The 15872-nt window shown below is 67.4% G+C and carries 15 protein-coding genes; 7 read left to right on the top strand and 8 right to left on the bottom strand.

Annotated elements, in window-relative coordinates:
• Positions 1 to 9: 9 nt before the first annotated feature.
• Positions 10 to 1080 (bottom strand): alanine racemase, encoded by a 1071-nt coding sequence (alr, locus tag LGM71_RS18555; protein ID WP_124622420.1) that lies wholly within the window; start codon positions 1078 to 1080, stop codon positions 10 to 12.
• A 218-nt stretch (positions 1081 to 1298) separates the two neighbouring features.
• Between alr and lplT the strand changes: the two genes are divergently transcribed.
• Positions 1299 to 2606: a lysophospholipid transporter LplT gene (gene lplT / locus LGM71_RS18550; protein WP_226115763.1), complete on the top strand. Its 1308-nt coding sequence runs from the start codon at positions 1299 to 1301 to the stop codon at positions 2604 to 2606.
• Positions 2607 to 2664: 58 nt separating this feature from the next.
• A complete protein-coding gene (thiD, locus tag LGM71_RS18545) occupies positions 2665 to 3474 on the top strand; it encodes a bifunctional hydroxymethylpyrimidine kinase/phosphomethylpyrimidine kinase (RefSeq protein WP_226115761.1) in 810 nt (269 codons plus the stop codon).
• Positions 3475 to 3492: 18 nt separating this feature from the next.
• Here thiD and LGM71_RS18540 read toward each other — a convergent pair whose 3' ends face one another.
• Genes LGM71_RS18540 through tsaB form a run of 4 tightly spaced genes read right to left on the bottom strand, consistent with a single transcriptional unit; the run spans position 3493 to position 6746 of the window.
• A complete protein-coding gene (locus LGM71_RS18540; RefSeq protein ID WP_226115759.1) occupies positions 3493 to 4452 on the bottom strand; it encodes a DUF1853 family protein in 960 nt (319 codons plus the stop codon).
• Complete coding sequence (locus tag LGM71_RS18535; RefSeq protein ID WP_226115757.1) at positions 4449 to 5495, bottom strand: uracil-DNA glycosylase; 1047 nt, start codon at positions 5493 to 5495, stop codon at positions 4449 to 4451. Before LGM71_RS18535 ends, LGM71_RS18540 begins: the two co-directional genes overlap by 4 nt.
• Complete coding sequence (gene rimI / locus LGM71_RS18530) at positions 5482 to 5982, bottom strand: ribosomal protein S18-alanine N-acetyltransferase (protein WP_226115755.1); 501 nt, start codon at positions 5980 to 5982, stop codon at positions 5482 to 5484. Before rimI ends, LGM71_RS18535 begins: the two co-directional genes overlap by 14 nt.
• The gene (gene tsaB / locus LGM71_RS18525) at positions 5979 to 6746 is read right to left on the bottom strand and encodes a tRNA (adenosine(37)-N6)-threonylcarbamoyltransferase complex dimerization subunit type 1 TsaB (protein ID WP_124622412.1); all 768 of its coding nucleotides are present in this window, start codon (positions 6744 to 6746) and stop codon (positions 5979 to 5981) included. Before tsaB ends, rimI begins: the two co-directional genes overlap by 4 nt.
• Positions 6747 to 6893: 147 nt before the next feature.
• Between tsaB and LGM71_RS18520 the strand changes: the two genes are divergently transcribed.
• The 3 genes from LGM71_RS18520 to aceA all read left to right on the top strand — a co-directional run bounded on the left by LGM71_RS18520 (position 6894) and on the right by aceA (position 10751).
• The gene (locus LGM71_RS18520) at positions 6894 to 7163 is read left to right on the top strand and encodes an acyl-CoA-binding protein (RefSeq protein ID WP_059529263.1); all 270 of its coding nucleotides are present in this window, start codon (positions 6894 to 6896) and stop codon (positions 7161 to 7163) included.
• 359 nt (positions 7164 to 7522) lie between these two features.
• Complete coding sequence (locus LGM71_RS18515) at positions 7523 to 9064, top strand: DEAD/DEAH box helicase (RefSeq protein ID WP_059599903.1); 1542 nt, start codon at positions 7523 to 7525, stop codon at positions 9062 to 9064.
• Between the two features lie 379 nt (positions 9065 to 9443).
• Positions 9444 to 10751: an isocitrate lyase gene (gene aceA, locus LGM71_RS18510; RefSeq protein WP_059599902.1), complete on the top strand. Its 1308-nt coding sequence runs from the start codon at positions 9444 to 9446 to the stop codon at positions 10749 to 10751.
• A 224-nt stretch (positions 10752 to 10975) separates the two neighbouring features.
• On the opposite strand, the gene LGM71_RS18505 is transcribed toward aceA, so the two are convergent.
• Positions 10976 to 11410 (bottom strand): universal stress protein, encoded by a 435-nt coding sequence (locus LGM71_RS18505; protein WP_057929788.1) that lies wholly within the window; start codon positions 11408 to 11410, stop codon positions 10976 to 10978.
• A gap of 159 nt (positions 11411 to 11569) precedes the next feature.
• Positions 11570 to 12475, bottom strand: coding sequence for a LysR family transcriptional regulator (locus tag LGM71_RS18500; protein WP_226115753.1), 906 nt, complete (start codon positions 12473 to 12475; stop codon positions 11570 to 11572).
• 153 nt (positions 12476 to 12628) lie between these two features.
• On the opposite strand from LGM71_RS18500, the gene LGM71_RS18495 reads away from it, so the two are divergent.
• Both LGM71_RS18495 and aceB read left to right on the top strand, forming a co-directional pair.
• Complete coding sequence (locus tag LGM71_RS18495) at positions 12629 to 13390, top strand: haloacid dehalogenase type II (protein WP_151052178.1); 762 nt, start codon at positions 12629 to 12631, stop codon at positions 13388 to 13390.
• Between the two features lie 67 nt (positions 13391 to 13457).
• Positions 13458 to 15050, top strand: coding sequence for a malate synthase A (gene aceB, locus LGM71_RS18490; protein WP_124902294.1), 1593 nt, complete (start codon positions 13458 to 13460; stop codon positions 15048 to 15050).
• Positions 15051 to 15178: 128 nt separating this feature from the next.
• Here the strand turns inward: aceB and LGM71_RS18485 are convergent, their stop codons facing one another.
• Positions 15179 to 15592, bottom strand: a complete 414-nt coding sequence (locus tag LGM71_RS18485; RefSeq protein ID WP_059529250.1) for a gamma-glutamylcyclotransferase — start codon at positions 15590 to 15592, stop codon at positions 15179 to 15181.
• Between the last annotated feature and the right edge of the window lie 280 nt (positions 15593 to 15872).

Raw genomic sequence — 15872 nt, 5'->3', positions numbered from 1 at the left:
GTGCTGCCCTTATTCCGCGCGCACCGGCACGCGGCCGGCGACCGCGCACATCAGTTCATAGCCGATGGTCCCGCAATGGCGCGCGACGTCGTCGATCGGCAGCGCGTTGCCCCACAGCTCGACCCGCGCCCCGACCCCGGCCTGCGGGCATGGCGTCAGGTCGACGGTAATCATATCCATCGACACGCGGCCGACGATGCGTGTGCGGATCCCGTCGACGATCACCGGCGTGCCCTCGGGCGCGACGCGCGGATAGCCGTCCGCATAGCCGCAGGCGACGACGCCGATGCGCATCGGCGCCTGCGCGGAGAACGTCGAACCGTAGCCGATCGCCTGCCCCTTCGCGATCGTCTGCACGGCGATCAACTCGGACGCGAGCGTCATCGCAGGCTTCAGGCCCGCGTCGGCAATGTCGGCCGACAGCCCCGACGGCGATGCGCCATACAGGACGATCCCCGGCCGCACCCAGTCGAAGTGCGTATCCGGATGCCACAGCACGGCCGCCGAATTCGCGAGGCTGCGCGCACCGGCGATGTTTTCCGCGCCGCGCTCGAACGTCGCGAGCTGCTCGGCGACGCCACGCTCGTTGTCGGCGTCCGAAAAATGGGTCATCAACGTGATCTGGCCGATGCCGGGGCACGCACGGGCGCGCTCCCACGCGGCGCGGTATTTCTCCGGCGTGTAACCCAGCCGGTTCATCCCGCTGTTCATCTTGAGCTGCACGTTGACGGGCTTCGACAGCCGCGCCGTCTCCAGCATCCGCATCTGCTCGTCGTTGTGGACGGTGGTCGTCAGGCTGTAGCGATCGATCACGTCGATGTCGGTCGAGCGGAAGAACCCTTCGAGCAGCAGGATCGGGCCGGCCCAGCCGAGCTCGCGCAGTTTCACGGCCTCGTCGAGGTCGAGCAGGCCGAAGCCGTCGGTGCCGCGCAGGCCGGGAAACACGCGCGCGAGCCCGTGGCCGTACGCGTTGGCCTTGACGACCGCCCAGACCTTGGACGGGCCGGCAAATCGGCGAACGACGGAGAGATTGCTCGCGAGAGCGGCGGTATGGATGGTGGCGGAGATCGGGCGCGGCATGGGAAATTTACGTAAAGACGCTTGCGAATCATCAGCTTACCGCGCCTTTTGAGCACCGAAGCCGACAATTTGCGGAACGATCGGGGAATCTTGCTAGTCCGAATTGCCGTATTTTCGTGTTATAAAGCCGTGCGCACAACCCATTTCGAACGGAATAAGCCGATCGCATACCAGGCGGCCTACGCGGCCCTGCCGCAGCGACGAAAGCATCGCATCAGATGAAAAAAGGTTTTTACACCATCATGGCCGCGCAGTTTTTCTCGTCGTTGGCCGACAATGCGCTTCTCATCGCCGCCATCGCCCTGCTGAAAGACCTCCACGCCCCCAACTGGATGACACCGCTGCTCAAGCTGTTCTTCGTGTTGTCCTACGTGGTGCTGGCGGCGTATGTCGGTGCGTTCGCCGACTCGCGCCCGAAGGGCCGTGTGATGTTCATCACCAACTCGATCAAGGTGATCGGCTGCCTGATCATGCTGTTCGGCGCTCATCCGCTGATCGCGTACGGGATCGTCGGATTCGGCGCCGCGGCCTACTCGCCCGCGAAATACGGCATTCTGACCGAGCTGCTGCCGGCCGACAGGCTCGTCGCCGCGAACGGCTGGATCGAAGGCACGACCGTCAGCTCGATCATCCTCGGCACCGTGCTCGGCGGCGCGCTGATCAGCCCGCACATCGCATCGCACGTGATCGCGCACACGCCAGCCTGGATCGCCACTCCTGCCGAAGCGGCGATGGCGATCATCATGGCGATCTACGTGATCGCCGCGCTGTTCAACCTGCGCATTCCCGATACCGGCGCCCGCTACCCGAAGCAGGAACGCGGCCCGGTCAAGCTCCTCACGGATTTCGCCGACTGCTTCATGGTGCTGTGGCGCGACAAGCTCGGCCAGATCTCGCTGGCGGTCACGACGCTGTTCTGGGGCGCCGGCGCGACGCTGCAGTTCATCGTGCTGAAGTGGGCTGAAGTGTCGCTCGGCATGTCGCTGTCGGAAGGCGCAATCCTGCAGGCCGTGGTCGCGGTCGGCGTCGCGGCCGGCGCAATCGCCGCCGCCGCGCGGATCCCGCTGAAGAAGTCGCTGACAGTGCTGCCCGTCGGCATCATCATGGGCATCGCGGTGATGTTGATGGCGTTCTACACACGCGACCTGTTCCCGCCGCACTGGGCCGTGCACTTCGGCCACCTGCGCCTGCCCGTGTACCTGATCGTCGCGTACATCTTCCTGATCGGGGTCGGTGCATTGTCCGGCTACTTCGTCGTTCCGATGAACGCGTTGCTGCAACATCGCGGCCACGTGCTGCTGTCGGCCGGCCACTCGATCGCGGTGCAGAACTTCAACGAGAACCTGTCCGTGCTCGTGATGCTGTGCCTGTATGCGGTGCTCGTGTGGCTCGACGTGCCGGTCGGCGTCGTGATCGTGCTGTTCGGCACGTTCGTGTGCCTGACGATGTGGCTCGTGATGCGCCGCCACCAGGCGAACCAGCGCCAGTTCGACTCGGTCGCGCTGATCGGCGAATCGCGGCACTGACGCTACACTTCCCGTTTCCGTCCGCCGGCGCCGGTCTTCGAACCGGCGCGTTGCCCCGATGACGCACCCGATACCCAACATTCTGACGATCGCCGGCTCCGATTCGGGCGGCGGCGCAGGCATCCAGGCCGACCTGAAGACCTTTTCCGCGCTCGGCGCGTATGGCGCGAGCGTGATCACGGCGCTGACCGCCCAGAACACGCGCGGCGTGACCGGCGTGCACACGCCGGACGCAGCGTTCGTGACCGCGCAGCTCGACGCGGTGTTCGGCGATATCCGCATCGATGCGGTCAAGATCGGGATGCTCGCGAACGCGGCGATCGTGCACGCGGTCGCCGACGCGCTGCGCCGTTACGCACCGCGCTTCGTCGTGCTCGACACGGTGATGATTTCGAAGAGCTCGCACGCGCTGCTCGCGCCCGATGCCGTCGACGCGTTGCGCGATGTGTTGCTGCCGCTCGCGACGGTCGTGACGCCGAACCTGCCCGAGGCGGCCGCGCTGCTGAACGATGTGCCCGCAACCACCGAAAACGATATGGTCCGGCAAGGCCGGGCCTTGCTGCAGACGGGCGCGCGCGCCGTGCTGATGAAAGGCGGCCACCTGCCTGACGCGGCCGCGAGCCCTGACTGGCTCGTCGAAGGGACACGCACAGTGCGGCTCGAGGGCGCACGCGTGCCGGTCAGCAACACGCACGGCACCGGCTGCACGCTGTCGTCGGCGATCGCCGCGCTGCTGCCGCAACAGCCCGATCTCGAGAGCGCGGTACGCGAAGCGAAGGTCTATCTGACCGGCGCGATTGCCGCGAGCGGCCAGCTCGACGTCGGCCACGGCGTCGGCCCCGTCCATCACTTCCATCGTTGGTGGTAAGCGCCGGCTGACGCAGCGTCAGTGGTCCTGCGTGGCGAACGCCCGCGCACGCGCCGGCCAGTCGTCCGGGACGATGAAGCCGCGCGCCGTCTCCCGCCATACCCCGTCGCCGTCCTGTCGATGCACGCCGATCAGCGCAGGCGCCTGGCGCGCCGTCAATACGGACGGCAGCTCGAGCGAGTGCGCCAGCGGTTCGGGCGCGGCGTCGGGCGGCAACCGCCGCGGCGCGAGCCACGCCAGCCGCGGCAGCACGTTCCACGCCGCGCCGTCGGGTTGCGCGGCGGCCCAGGCCGGCCACTGCGCATGCGTGAGCCAGAACCCACGCGGATGATCGGCCGCGATTTCCGCGGCCACCGGCGGCAGCGGCACGCCGTGCGGATAGAACAGCCAGCCCTTGATGAACATCTGCGCATCGGACGGCGCGCCGTAGCCGAGCAGTGCGAACCCGTGGCGATCGCTCAGCCGCAACTGATGCTCGAGCAACCGGCTGCGCTTGCGGTCGAGGCGATCGACGAGATTCGGCCCGACGAAATCCGCGAGCGATGCGTCGCCGTCCACCGGCGCGCATAGATAGCACTTCACCGCGAGTTCCCAGTGCAGGCGCTGCCCGCCCGGCGCATCGACGAGAAAATCGACTTCGCCGAGCGTCTTGCCGTTGCTGCGCAGCGGCAGATTGGCGGCGACGAGCCGCAGCGACGGCCCGTGCGTGAGGAAATACTCGAGCAGGCATTCGGCATAGCGGCCGAGTCGCACGGGTCGTAGCCCGTCGAGCACGCGGTGCAGCGGCTCCGGCGCGGCATCGAGCGCGACGAGCCACGCTTCGACGGCCACCCGCTCGACCGAGTCCGACCACGGATGTGCGAGCGGCGCGCCGGGCGCCGCGGTAAGCAGGCTCGGGCTCGCGAGGAGCCAGCCCAGATCGCGGACCGCGGCATCGTGCAGCGTATCGACGAACGCGAACGCCGCACCGCGCGTCATTGTCCGGCCGGCCCGTTCGCGTCGACACCCTCCGCCTGCCGGAACGTATCGCGCGCCAGGCACAGGTCAGCCCACGCCTTCGACTTGTCCTGCAGGCTGCGCAGCAGGTACGCAGGGTGATAGGTAACGATCACCGGCACGCCTTCATACGTGTGCACGCGGCCGCGCAGCGAGGCAATGCTGGCGTCCGTCTTCAGCAGCGTCTGCGCGGCGAAGCGGCCGAGCGCGACGATCAGCTTCGGCTTCACGAGCGCGACCTGGCGCTGCAGGTACGGCTCGCAGCGCGCGACCTCGTCCGGTTCCGGATTACGGTTGCCCGGCGGGCGGCACTTGATCACGTTCGCGATGTAGACGTTATCGCCGCGCTTGAGCGCGAGCGACTGCAGCATGTTGTCGAGCAGCTTGCCTGCCTGGCCGACGAACGGCTCGCCCTGCTTGTCCTCGTTCTCGCCGGGCGCCTCGCCGATCAGCATCCAGTCCGCTTCTCGATCGCCCACACCGAATACGGTATTGGTGCGCTTCTCGCACAGGCGGCAGCTCGTGCAGCCGGCGACGCGTGCGGCCAGCGCATCCCAGTCGAGCATCGCCACCGGGGGTGCGGCGGGACGTGCTTCGTCCGGCGGCAGCGGATCGCCGGGGGGCGCCGCGTCGAACCAGGCGAAATCGTCTTCGGTGACGGGCGGCATGTCGTCCGCGGCAGCGCCCGGTGCGGGCTTGGTGGACGCGCGGTCGTCATCGCTCGCGACACGTGCGGCCGAACCGGCTTCGTCCGCCGGTGCCGCATCGCGTGCGGTTGCGCCGACCGGCGGCGTATCGTCACGTGCGAGTGCACGCGTCGCAGGCGGCTGCGTGTCGCGAGACTGCTCCGCGACCGGCCGGGGTGTTGCCGCGACGGTTGCGGTCGCAACGGCGGAGACGTCGTCCGCCGCGCCGGACTCGGCCGTCGGCGTTGCGCCCGCTTCATCGCTTTCCGCACGCTGCCCGCGCCGCACCCAAATTTGCGCGAGCCCCATTTCCTCGAGCGCTGCTTCAGCCCACGCCATGCGCGTCCCCTTCGTCCTTGTTCAGCGTCAGACGCATCACGATCGCGTCCTCCCGGCTGCGATGCCGCGCCGGATAGTAGTTCTTGCGCCGGCCGATCGTCACGAAGCCGAAGCGCTCGTACAGATGGATCGCGCGCAGATTGGACGGCCGCACCTCGAGCAGCACGCCGTCGAGCCGTTCGGCGCGCGAGATACGCACGGCTTCGCGCAGCAGCGCGAGGCCTGCGCCCGACTGCTGGGCCGTCGGGGCGACGCACAGGTTCAGCAGGTGCATCTCGTCGATGACCGGCATCAGCACGCAATAGCCGACGAGCGCGCCCGTCACGTGCCGCAGGCACACGCCGAAATAGCCGTTGCGCAGCGAATCCTCGAAATTGCCGCGGCTCCACGGGAATTCGTACGCGACCTGCTCGATCGCGACGACTTCGTCGAGATCGGTATCCGTCATCGGCGACAGATAGCGGTCGCTCAACAATACGCCCGTCATCCTTTCTCTCCGCCCGTCTGCGCGGCGCGGGCCGCGATGCGCTCGGCGGTGGTCTGCGCGACCTTGTCGCGCACGTACTCCGGTGCCGCCTGGTCGGCCGGCACCGTACGGCCGGCGCGGAACGCCCGCAGCGCGGCATGCGCGACCGCCAGCGCATGGGGCAACGCTTCCCCGTCGACCACTGCCGCGGCGGCCGCGGCCGGCAACTGCGTGCCGAATGCGGCCGCCGCATTGCCAGCGAGCGTGAACGGCGCGTCGGGCACGCCGACGGCGCCCGGCGCATCGAGCGACGCAGGATGCACCGTGCGCCAGTCGCCCGCCTGGTCGTCCCACGCGAAGTCGGCCCAGTATGCTTCGTCCATTCGCGCATCGAGCGCGGCCAGCACGCGCGTCGTGCCGGGCGCGCGTAGCCGCGCATGCTCGGCGCACGCGAGCAGCGTGCTGACCGGCACGACCGGCAGCCCGCACCCGAACGCGAGACCTTGGGTAATGCCGGTCGCGGTACGCAGCCCGGTAAACGAGCCGGGGCCCGCGCCGAATGCGATCGCGTCGCAATCGGCGAGCGTGAGGCCCGATTCGGCGAAGAGCGCCTGGATGGCCGGCAGCACGCGCGTGCTCGACACGGCGCCCGTCAGCTCGTGGCGGACCCAAGTTTGCGGGGTGGAAACGGCGTCATCGGCCGGAGCCGAGCGCAGCAGCGCGACCGAGCAGTATTCGGTCGACGTATCGATGGCGAGGAGCACTGTTTGCGTCATGGCCGACATTGTAATGCGGCGCCCCGTTCCCACGGGTGATCGGGCCCGATCTGTGCGCGCGTTCGGCGCCGGCGGCGGTTTGGAAGGATCGCTCGACCCCGCGCGGCGGTCCGCTTGTTAAGATCGCCCGACCTGAAACCCTTACGGAGACACCCGATGAGCGAACTCACCGCCCAATTCGACCAGGCCCAGATCGACGTCAAGCAACTGACGGAACGGCCGGGCAACCTGACCCTGCTGCGCCTGTATGCGCTCTTCAAGCAGGCAACTGACGGCGACGCACACGGCGACAAGCCGGGCTTCACCGACATCGTCGGCAAGTACAAGTACGACGCGTGGGAAGCGCTGAAAGGCACGACCCAGGATGCGGCGAAGCAGCAGTACATCGAACTCGTCGAATCGCTGAAGAACGGCACGGCTTCCTGACCGAACCACGCCCGTCGCAATAAGCAATCAAATCAGTGGCGCAGCGCAGCAAAAGTCTTTATAATGCGGCCTGCGTCATCCCCGCGCTCGGCTCGCATGCCGTTCCGGCCCGACGCCTCGTAGCGTTAAGCTCCAATCCGGTTTAGAACCTGTCCCCTCCTGCTTCGACCCTCGCGGTCGTCACTTATCAGGCTGGCGGCCCCGCTCCAGAAGCGCGCCGCACCCAAAACAGCTTCTAATGCCTCATCCGCCGACTGTTCGGCGGATTGCACCCGTTTCCCGATTTGCTCGCTGAATCCGACGACTTGGGTATGCGCGATTGGCGCCGACGTTTCACCCACTGTGTTTCAAGGATTGTTATGACTTCGAGCATCAACTCCAGCCCGCTCAACGCGATCGCCGACCAGGCGCTCGGTCTCGACGACGCCGCCGTACCGGCCGCGGTCGAACCGGCGTCGGACGAGCCGAGCTTCGCGTCGCTCGGGTTGTCGCCGGAGATCGTCTCCGCGCTGCAGGCCGCCGGCTATGTGAAGCCGACGCCGGTCCAGCAGCGCGCGATTCCGGCCGGCATCGCCGGCCGCGACCTGCTGGTGTCGAGCCCGACCGGTTCGGGCAAGACGGCCGCATTCATGCTGCCCGCGATCGAACGCTTCGCGCAGCTCCAGAAGACGCTGGCGCAGCAACCGCGCGCGCCGCGCGAACCGAACCAGGGCGACCGCCGTGCGCGCCGCCCGCAACCCGTCGCGCGCCCGGGCCTGCTCGTGCTGACGCCGACCCGTGAACTCGCGATGCAGGTCACCACGGCCGCATCGACCTACGGCAAGCACCTGAAGCGCCTGCGCACGGTCAGCATCCTCGGCGGCGTCGCCTACGGCCAGCAGCTGATGCTGCTCGCGAAGAACCCCGAAATCCTGGTCGCCACGCCGGGCCGCCTGCTCGACCACCTCGAGCGCGGCCGCATCGACCTGTCCGAACTGAAGATGCTCGTGCTCGACGAAGCCGACCGCATGCTCGACATGGGCTTCATCGACGACATCGAGACGATCGTCGCCGCGACGCCCGCGTCGCGCCAGACAATGCTGTTCTCGGCCACGCTCGACGGCAAGATCGGTTCGCTGACGAGCCGCCTGCTGAAGGACCCCGAGCGCATCGAGATCCAGCAGCGCCTCGAGTCGCGCGCGAACATCGCGCAGACCGTGCACTACGTCGACGACCGCGACCACAAGGATCGCCTGCTCGATCACCTGCTGCGCGACGACGCGCTCGACCAGGCGATCATCTTCACGGCAACCAAGATCGACGCCGACCAGCTCGCCGGCCGTCTCGCCGACGCTGGCTTCGAATCGGCCGCGCTGCACGGCGACCTGCCGCAGGGCGCGCGTAACCGCACGATCCGTGCGCTGCGCGAGCGCCGCGTGCGCGTGCTGGTCGCGACCGACGTCGCGGCCCGCGGCATCGACATCCCGGGTATCACGCACGTGTTCAACTACGACCTGCCGAAGTTCGCGGAAGACTACGTGCACCGTATCGGCCGTACGGGCCGTGCCGGCCGTTCGGGCACCGCGGTGAGCCTCGTGCACCACGCCGAACAAGGCGCGCTCAAGCGCATCGAGCGCTTCGTGCGCTCGCCGCTGCCGGTCAACGTGATCGAAGGCTTCGAGCCGCGCAAGGCACCCCTGCGCAACGATCGCGGCACTGGCGGCCGCGGCCGTCCGGGCGGCGGTAACGGCGGTCGTCGTTTCGGCGGCAAGCCGGGCGGCGGTCATGGCGGCAACGGTCGCAGCTACGGCGGCGGCAATGGCGGCGGCTGGAGCGGCAAGCCCGGCGGCAGCCGTGACGGCGGCCCGCGTCGCGACGGCCAGCGCAGCAGCGGCCCGCGTCGCAGCAATTCGGCGTCGTAAGCACGCCCGGGCGGCCCTGCGCCGCCCCGCCCATCCGGCAGACCGGCGCACCCGCGCCGGTTTTTTTTCGTCCGACGCCAAATTTCACGATACGAAAAATTTTTTTGCGTCGTAAAAAATCATGCTGCGCAGCACAACCTTACAATTGCGAGATGGGAAAAATCGTTTCTCATTGCAAAATTGAACTCGCAAATCATTGATTAATAACAATTAAAAAGTTTAGCGCTTCTTGAGCCAACCCCTGTTTCGCTCCGATCGGTTTGCCTACACTCTTATACAAGACTTCCCGGAACGGCACGCACCCTGCCCCCGTTTCGAGAACGGCATCAGTACCTTCCGATTCGACGATCTGGCAACACACCGCATCAAGGAGCTCATCATGTCGCGACAGCAACAGACACAGGAACTGCAAACGCAATGGGAAACCGATCCGCGCTGGAAGGGCATCAAGCGCAGCTACACGGCTGAGGACGTGGTTCGCCTGCGCGGCTCGATCGCCGTCGAGCACACGCTGGCCAAGCGCGGCGCGGAAAAGCTGTGGAGCCTCATCAACGAAGAGCCGTTCGTCAACGCGCTCGGTGCGCTGACCGGCAATCAGGCGATGCAGCAGGTGAAGGCCGGCCTGAAGGCAATCTACCTGTCCGGCTGGCAGGTGGCCGGCGACGCGAACGTCGCGGGCGAAATGTACCCGGATCAGTCGCTGTACCCGGCGAACTCGGTGCCGCTCGTCGTCAAGCGCATCAACAACACGCTGACGCGTGCCGACCAGATCCAGTGGTCCGAAGGCAAGAACCCGGGCGACGAAGGCTACGTGGACTTCTTCGCGCCGATCGTTGCCGATGCGGAGGCCGGCTTCGGCGGCGTGCTGAACGCGTTCGAACTGATGAAGGCGATGATCGAGGCAGGCGCATCGGGCGTCCACTTCGAGGACCAGCTCGCGTCGGTGAAAAAGTGCGGCCACATGGGCGGCAAGGTGCTCGTGCCGACGCGCGAAGCGGTCGCGAAGCTCACGGCGGCGCGTCTCGCGGCGGACGTGATGGGCACGCCGACCGTGCTGGTCGCGCGGACCGACGCGGAAGCGGCGGACCTGATCACGTCCGACATCGACGACAACGACAAGCCGTTCCTGACGGGCGAGCGCACGGTCGAAGGCTTCTTCCGCACGAAGCCGGGCATCGGGCAGGCGATCTCGCGCGGCCTCGCGTATGCGCCGTACGCCGACCTCGTCTGGTGCGAAACGGGCAAGCCGGATCTGGAGTACGCGAAGAAATTCGCGGAAGCGATCCACAAGCAGTTCCCGGGCAAGATGCTGTCGTACAACTGTTCGCCGTCGTTCAACTGGAAGAAGAACCTCGACGACGCGACGATCGCGAAGTTCCAGAAGGAGCTCGGCGCGATGGGCTACAAGTTCCAGTTCATCACGCTGGCCGGCTTCCATGCGCTGAACTACTCGATGTTCAACCTCGCGCACGGCTATGCCCGCACGCAGATGAGCGCGTTCGTTGAACTGCAGCAGGCCGAGTTCGCGGCGGCGGACAAGGGCTTCACGGCCGTCAAGCACCAGCGCGAAGTCGGCACCGGCTACTTCGACGCCGTTACGCAGACGGTCGAGCGCGAAGCCTCGACAACCGCGCTGCACGGCTCGACCGAAGACGAACAGTTCTTCGACGGCAAGAAGGTCGCATAACGCGCGAAAGAAAGCGTCACGCCGTTGCCCGCCCGTCACGCGACGGCGCGGCATCGGCTGCACGGGACAACAATCAGGGAGGAGACGGCAGGCGCGCGGTGACCCGTGCGACCCGCCGCGCGGCCTGCGGCCGCCAGCAACGACGCGCGCCGGCTTCGTCCGGCGCGCCTTTTTTCAGCGGCGCTGCCGTGCCGCCGCCCGCGCGGCCATACACGGCGCCGCGTCTACCGATAGACGATCACTGGAATTTTCGTATGGGTCAGCACGCGCTGCGTTTCGCTGCCGATCAGCAGACTGCCGAGCCCGCGGCGTCCGTGCGACGCCATGAAGATCACGTCGCAGCCGCCGCGTTCGGCCGCCTCGATGATGCCGAGGTACGGCGAGGGGTGCACGCTGGTCCAGCTGTCGCAGACGACGCCAGCTGCCTTCGCGGCCGCCTGCACGTCGTCGAGGTGTGCGCGCGCCTCGCGCTCGCTGCGCGCCCGGAAATCTGCGGGCGGTTCGATGATCACTTCGGAAAACGGCGAGTACGGATACTGCGGCAGGCACGCATAGGCCGTGACCTGCGCGCCGACCGCACGCGCCAGATCGATCGCGCCGTCGATCGCCTTCTGCGACAGCTCGGAACCGTCGGTTGGAACGAGGATGTGCCGGAACATCGCGCCCTCCTGCGTCAGACGCACCGCGCGCGCCGCGAACCCATGCGGGCCGGCCCGGGCGCGTCGCGCATGCCAGTTTCGATTGTAGTGCGCGAAACCGGGCGACCGGCGCCGGCAGCGGGTTCGCCCTCATATCGGAAACGCGCGGACGGGCGCGCCCTACTCGCCCCAATACCCGGGCCGTTCGTAAGTATGTTTCAGGTAATCGAGAAACAGGCGCACGCGCAGCGGCAGGTGGCGGCGCTGCGGAAACACCGCGTGGATGCCGATCGGCGGCGCCGCGAACGCGTCGAGCACGCTGACGAGGCGGCCGGCCGCGATGTCGTCGCCGACCTCCCACCACGATCGCCATGCCAGGCCGTGGCCGGCAAGACACCACTCGTGCAGCACCGCGCCGTCCGAGCATTCCATCGTGCCGCTCACGCGGATCGACACGACCTTGTCGTCCTCCTGGAACACCCAGCCGCGTTGCTGGTTGGCGTTCGCGGCCAGCGCGAGGCAGTTGTGGCGCGCGAGTTCCGCGAGCGTGGCCGGCGTGCCGCGTCGCGCGAGATACGCGGGGGACGCGACGCACACGCGCCGGTTCTCGCCGAGCTTCAGCGACACCAGCGACGAATCGGGCAACTCGCCGAGCCGCACCGCGCAATCAAACCCTTCGTTGACGAGATCGACCATCCGGTCGGAGAGGTCGAGCGTGACCGACACGTCCGGATGCGCGCCACTGAATTCGGGCACGAGCGGCGCGACGTGGCGCCGGCCGAAACCGGCCGGCGCGGAAATGCGCAGGTGGCCGCTCGCCTTCACGCCGCCAGCGGACACGCTCGCCTCCGCGTTCTGCATGTCGTTGATGATCCGCTGGCAATCCTCGAGGAAGGCCGACCCCTCGAAGGTCAGTGTGAGCTTGCGGGTCGTGCGCACCAGCAGCTTGACGCCGAGCCGCTCCTCGAGCGCGTCGAGGCGGCGGCCGATGATCGCCGGTGCGACGCCTTCCGCATGCGCCGCCGCCGACAGGCTGCCCTTCGCCGCGACCGCGGCGAACGTTTCGATCTGTTTGAACCGGTCCATGACTCGCCAGGGTGGTGCTCCCGCCCTTCAAATAGCTTGAGCGGTCAAGATTATGTATATGAAAGTAAAAGATCAAGTGATGATTAGCATCTTTTTTATCGTCTGCCATCACGAATAGAATCGACCCGACCTCTGAAACTGGAGCGCAAGGCTATGTCGGCCACAACGACACTCTCCTCTCCCGACGCAATCCTCTTCGACGCATTCGGTACGTTGTTCGACGTGCATGCGGTCGTGGCCGCGGCAGAGCAGATGTTTCCCGGTCACGGGGAGCGGTTGTCGCAGCTGTGGCGACGCAAGCAAATCGAATACTCGCAGTTGCGCACGCTCGCCGATCCGTCCGGCGCCCGCTATCGCCCGTTCCGCGACATCACGCTCGACGCGCTGCGGTTCGCCGCGCGCGTGCTCGGCCTCGCGCTGAACAGCGCGGCCGAGAAGCGGCTGATGGACGAATACGCGTGCCTGTCCACCTATCCCGACACGGTGCCCGCGCTGCGCAAGCTGCGCGCGCTCGAACCGCGCCCGCCGCTCGCGATCCTGTCGAACGGCAACCCGGAGATGCTCGACATCGCGATCAAGAGCGCCGGCATGACCGGCCTGTTCGATCGCGTGCTGTCGGCCGACACGGTGCGCGCGTACAAGCCGAGCCCGGTCGCGTATGCGCTTGGCACCGCCGCGTTCGGCGCGAATCCGCGCGACATCGTGTTCGTGTCGTCGAACGCCTGGGACGTCGCGGGGGCCGGCTGGTTCGGCTACACGACGTTCTGGCTCAACCGCACGGGCGCGCCCGCCGAGGAACTCGGCGTACCGCCCGACGGCACCGGCAGCGGCATGGCCGACCTGCTCGCATTCCTCGCCACCCCGGCTCCGTCCGGCAGACCCGCGAATCGCGCGCGCCCCGGCCCGGGCGCATGACGTTCGCGGCGCTGCCGCCTTCCCCCTTCACCGAAACCGCAACTGACCGACCAAGGAGATGAGACTCATGAGCACCCCGATCACGCTGCCGCAAGGCATGGCGATCACCGGCGAAATCAAGCCGGGTTACGAAGCGATCCTGACGCCTGAAGCGCTCGCACTCGTCGCGGCGCTGCACCGCGCGTTCGAGCCGCGCCGCCAGGCGCTGCTGCAAGCCCGCGTCGAGCGCACCAAGCGCCTCGATGCCGGCGAGCGCCCCGATTTCCTGGCCGATACGAAGGCGATCCGCGAAGGCGACTGGAAGGTCGCGCCGCTGCCGGCCGACCTGCAATGCCGCCGTGTCGAGATCACCGGCCCCGTCGAGCGCAAGATGATCATCAACGCGCTGAACTCCGGCGCCGATTCGTACATGACGGACTTCGAGGATTCGAACGCGCCGAGCTGGACGAACCAGATCGACGGCCAGATCAACCTGAAGGACGCCGTGCGCCGCACGATTTCGCTCGAGCAGAACGGCAAGTCGTACCGGCTGAACGACAAGGTCGCGACGCTGATCGTTCGTCCGCGCGGCTGGCACCTCGACGAGAAGCACGTGACGGTCGACGGCCAGCGCGTGTCCGGCGGCATCTTCGATTTCGCGCTGTTCCTGTTCCACAACGCAAAGGAACTGATCGCGCGCGGCTCGGGCCCGTACTTCTACCTGCCGAAGATGGAAAGCCATCTCGAGGCGCGCCTGTGGAACGACATCTTCGTCGCCGCACAGGAGGCAGTCGGCGTGCCGCGCGGCACGATCCGCGCGACGGTGCTGATCGAAACGATCCTCGCGGCATTCGAGATGGACGAGATCCTGTACGAACTGCGCGAACACAGCTCGGGCCTGAACGCCGGCCGCTGGGACTACATCTTCTCGGCGATCAAGAAGTTCAAGAACGACCGCGACTTCTGCCTGGCCGACCGCTCGAAGATCACGATGACGGTGCCGTTCATGCGGGCGTACGCGCTGCTGCTGCTGAAGACCTGTCACAAGCGCAACGCGCCGGCGATCGGCGGGATGAGCGCGCTGATTCCGATCAAGAACGATCCGGAAGCGAACGACAAGGCGATGGGCGGCGTGCGCTCGGACAAGCAGCGCGACGCGACCGACGGCTACGACGGCGGCTGGGTCGCGCACCCGGGCCTCGTGCCGATCGCGATGGAAGAATTCGTCAAGGTGCTCGGCGACCGGCCGAACCAGATCGCGAAGCAGCGTGACGACGTCCAGATCGAAGGCAGGAACCTGCTCGACTTCCAGCCTGAAGCACCGATCACCGAAGCCGGCCTGCGCAACAACATCAACGTCGGCATCCATTATCTCGGCGCCTGGCTCGACGGCAACGGCTGCGTGCCGATCCACAATCTGATGGAAGACGCGGCGACCGCCGAGATCTCCCGCTCGCAGGTATGGCAGTGGATCCGCTCGCCGAAGGGCGTGCTCGACGACGGCCGCAAGGTCACGGCCGAGCTCGTACGCGAATTCGCGAAGGCCGAGCTTGAGAACGTGAAGCGTTCGGTCGGCGGCAACACGCAGCCGTACGAGCGTGCCGCGGCGATCTTCGAGCAGATGTCGACGTCGGAAGGCTTCACCGAATTCCTGACGCTGCCGCTGTACGAGGAAATCTGACGACGCGGACCGGGTCGACCTGCTCGCCCCGACCTGCCCGCCGCCGGTCGCGCGACACGGCGGCATGAAAAAAGCGCCCTGCGGGGCGCTTTTTATTTTTGCCGTGCCGCCGTTCGCCGCGCGGACGCTCAGGCGGCTTCCCGCTCGCGCCGGTGCTGAACCCAGTCGCCCGACGCAATGCGCGGACGGTCGGCTGCCGCATGCGCGGCGACCGGATAGTAGACGCACGCATACGTACGGCCGCCGAGCTCGACGGTCACCGGCTCCTGCCGGAACAGCGTGTCGACGCCCGGATAGACGCGCTCGATCTCGTCGAGCACGGGCACCAGTTGTTCGTCGATCTCGTAGACGTCGCCCCATACGAGCGACTGGCCGGCCGGCCCGGCGACCATGCCCGGATACGTGCCGAAATCGTACAGTTCGCCCGGCAGCGCGGCCGCACCGAGCAGCGTCGGCGCGGCGATCCCGTGCCGCGCGGCCGCATGGCCGATGTCATTGGCCTCTCCCGCTCTCAACGTGCCGTAGACGAATACGTAGCGCATTGTGGTTCTCCTCTTCGATTCAGGTGTTGCCGTGCCAGGCCGTCGCGGCCGCGCCGCGGGCGCCGGCGTCGCCGGGGCGCCGCTCGCGCGAGGACGCGCCCGCATCGATAGACCGCGCCGGCGGCCCGATGGTTCTTTTCGGCACGATGGGGCGCACTGGCCCGGCACCCGGATCGCGTCGGCCGGAACGCGTGCGGCCCCATACAAAGTTCATTTGAACGGTGCATTATCGGCCGAAAAACCGCCGCATGCGCCTGCGCGGCGCCTTCTAAAATAACGG

Source organism: Burkholderia sp. AU33545 (assembly GCF_020419685.1).
In the GTDB taxonomy this organism is placed as follows: domain Bacteria; phylum Pseudomonadota; class Gammaproteobacteria; order Burkholderiales; family Burkholderiaceae; genus Burkholderia; species Burkholderia diffusa.
The sequence above is the reverse complement of the archived record's forward strand: the minus strand, read 5'-3'. Positions and strand labels throughout refer to the sequence as shown.

What these genes read in the sequence shown, in the direction of transcription:
- alr (WP_124622420.1), bottom strand. Translation starts at nt 1,080, where the DNA reads ATGCCGCGCCCGATCTCCGCCACCATCCATACCGCCGCTCTCGCGAGC.
- lplT (WP_226115763.1), top strand. Translation starts at nt 1,299, where the DNA reads ATGAAAAAAGGTTTTTACACCATCATGGCCGCGCAGTTTTTCTCGTCG.
- thiD (WP_226115761.1), top strand. Translation starts at nt 2,665, where the DNA reads ATGACGCACCCGATACCCAACATTCTGACGATCGCCGGCTCCGATTCG.
- LGM71_RS18540 (WP_226115759.1), bottom strand. Translation starts at nt 4,452, where the DNA reads ATGACGCGCGGTGCGGCGTTCGCGTTCGTCGATACGCTGCACGATGCC.
- LGM71_RS18535 (WP_226115757.1), bottom strand. Translation starts at nt 5,495, where the DNA reads ATGGCGTGGGCTGAAGCAGCGCTCGAGGAAATGGGGCTCGCGCAAATT.
- rimI (WP_226115755.1), bottom strand. Translation starts at nt 5,982, where the DNA reads ATGACGGGCGTATTGTTGAGCGACCGCTATCTGTCGCCGATGACGGAT.
- tsaB (WP_124622412.1), bottom strand. Translation starts at nt 6,746, where the DNA reads ATGTCGGCCATGACGCAAACAGTGCTCCTCGCCATCGATACGTCGACC.
- LGM71_RS18520 (WP_059529263.1), top strand. Translation starts at nt 6,894, where the DNA reads ATGAGCGAACTCACCGCCCAATTCGACCAGGCCCAGATCGACGTCAAG.
- LGM71_RS18515 (WP_059599903.1), top strand. Translation starts at nt 7,523, where the DNA reads ATGACTTCGAGCATCAACTCCAGCCCGCTCAACGCGATCGCCGACCAG.
- aceA (WP_059599902.1), top strand. Translation starts at nt 9,444, where the DNA reads ATGTCGCGACAGCAACAGACACAGGAACTGCAAACGCAATGGGAAACC.
- LGM71_RS18505 (WP_057929788.1), bottom strand. Translation starts at nt 11,410, where the DNA reads ATGTTCCGGCACATCCTCGTTCCAACCGACGGTTCCGAGCTGTCGCAG.
- LGM71_RS18500 (WP_226115753.1), bottom strand. Translation starts at nt 12,475, where the DNA reads ATGGACCGGTTCAAACAGATCGAAACGTTCGCCGCGGTCGCGGCGAAG.
- LGM71_RS18495 (WP_151052178.1), top strand. Translation starts at nt 12,629, where the DNA reads ATGTCGGCCACAACGACACTCTCCTCTCCCGACGCAATCCTCTTCGAC.
- aceB (WP_124902294.1), top strand. Translation starts at nt 13,458, where the DNA reads ATGAGCACCCCGATCACGCTGCCGCAAGGCATGGCGATCACCGGCGAA.
- LGM71_RS18485 (WP_059529250.1), bottom strand. Translation starts at nt 15,592, where the DNA reads ATGCGCTACGTATTCGTCTACGGCACGTTGAGAGCGGGAGAGGCCAAT.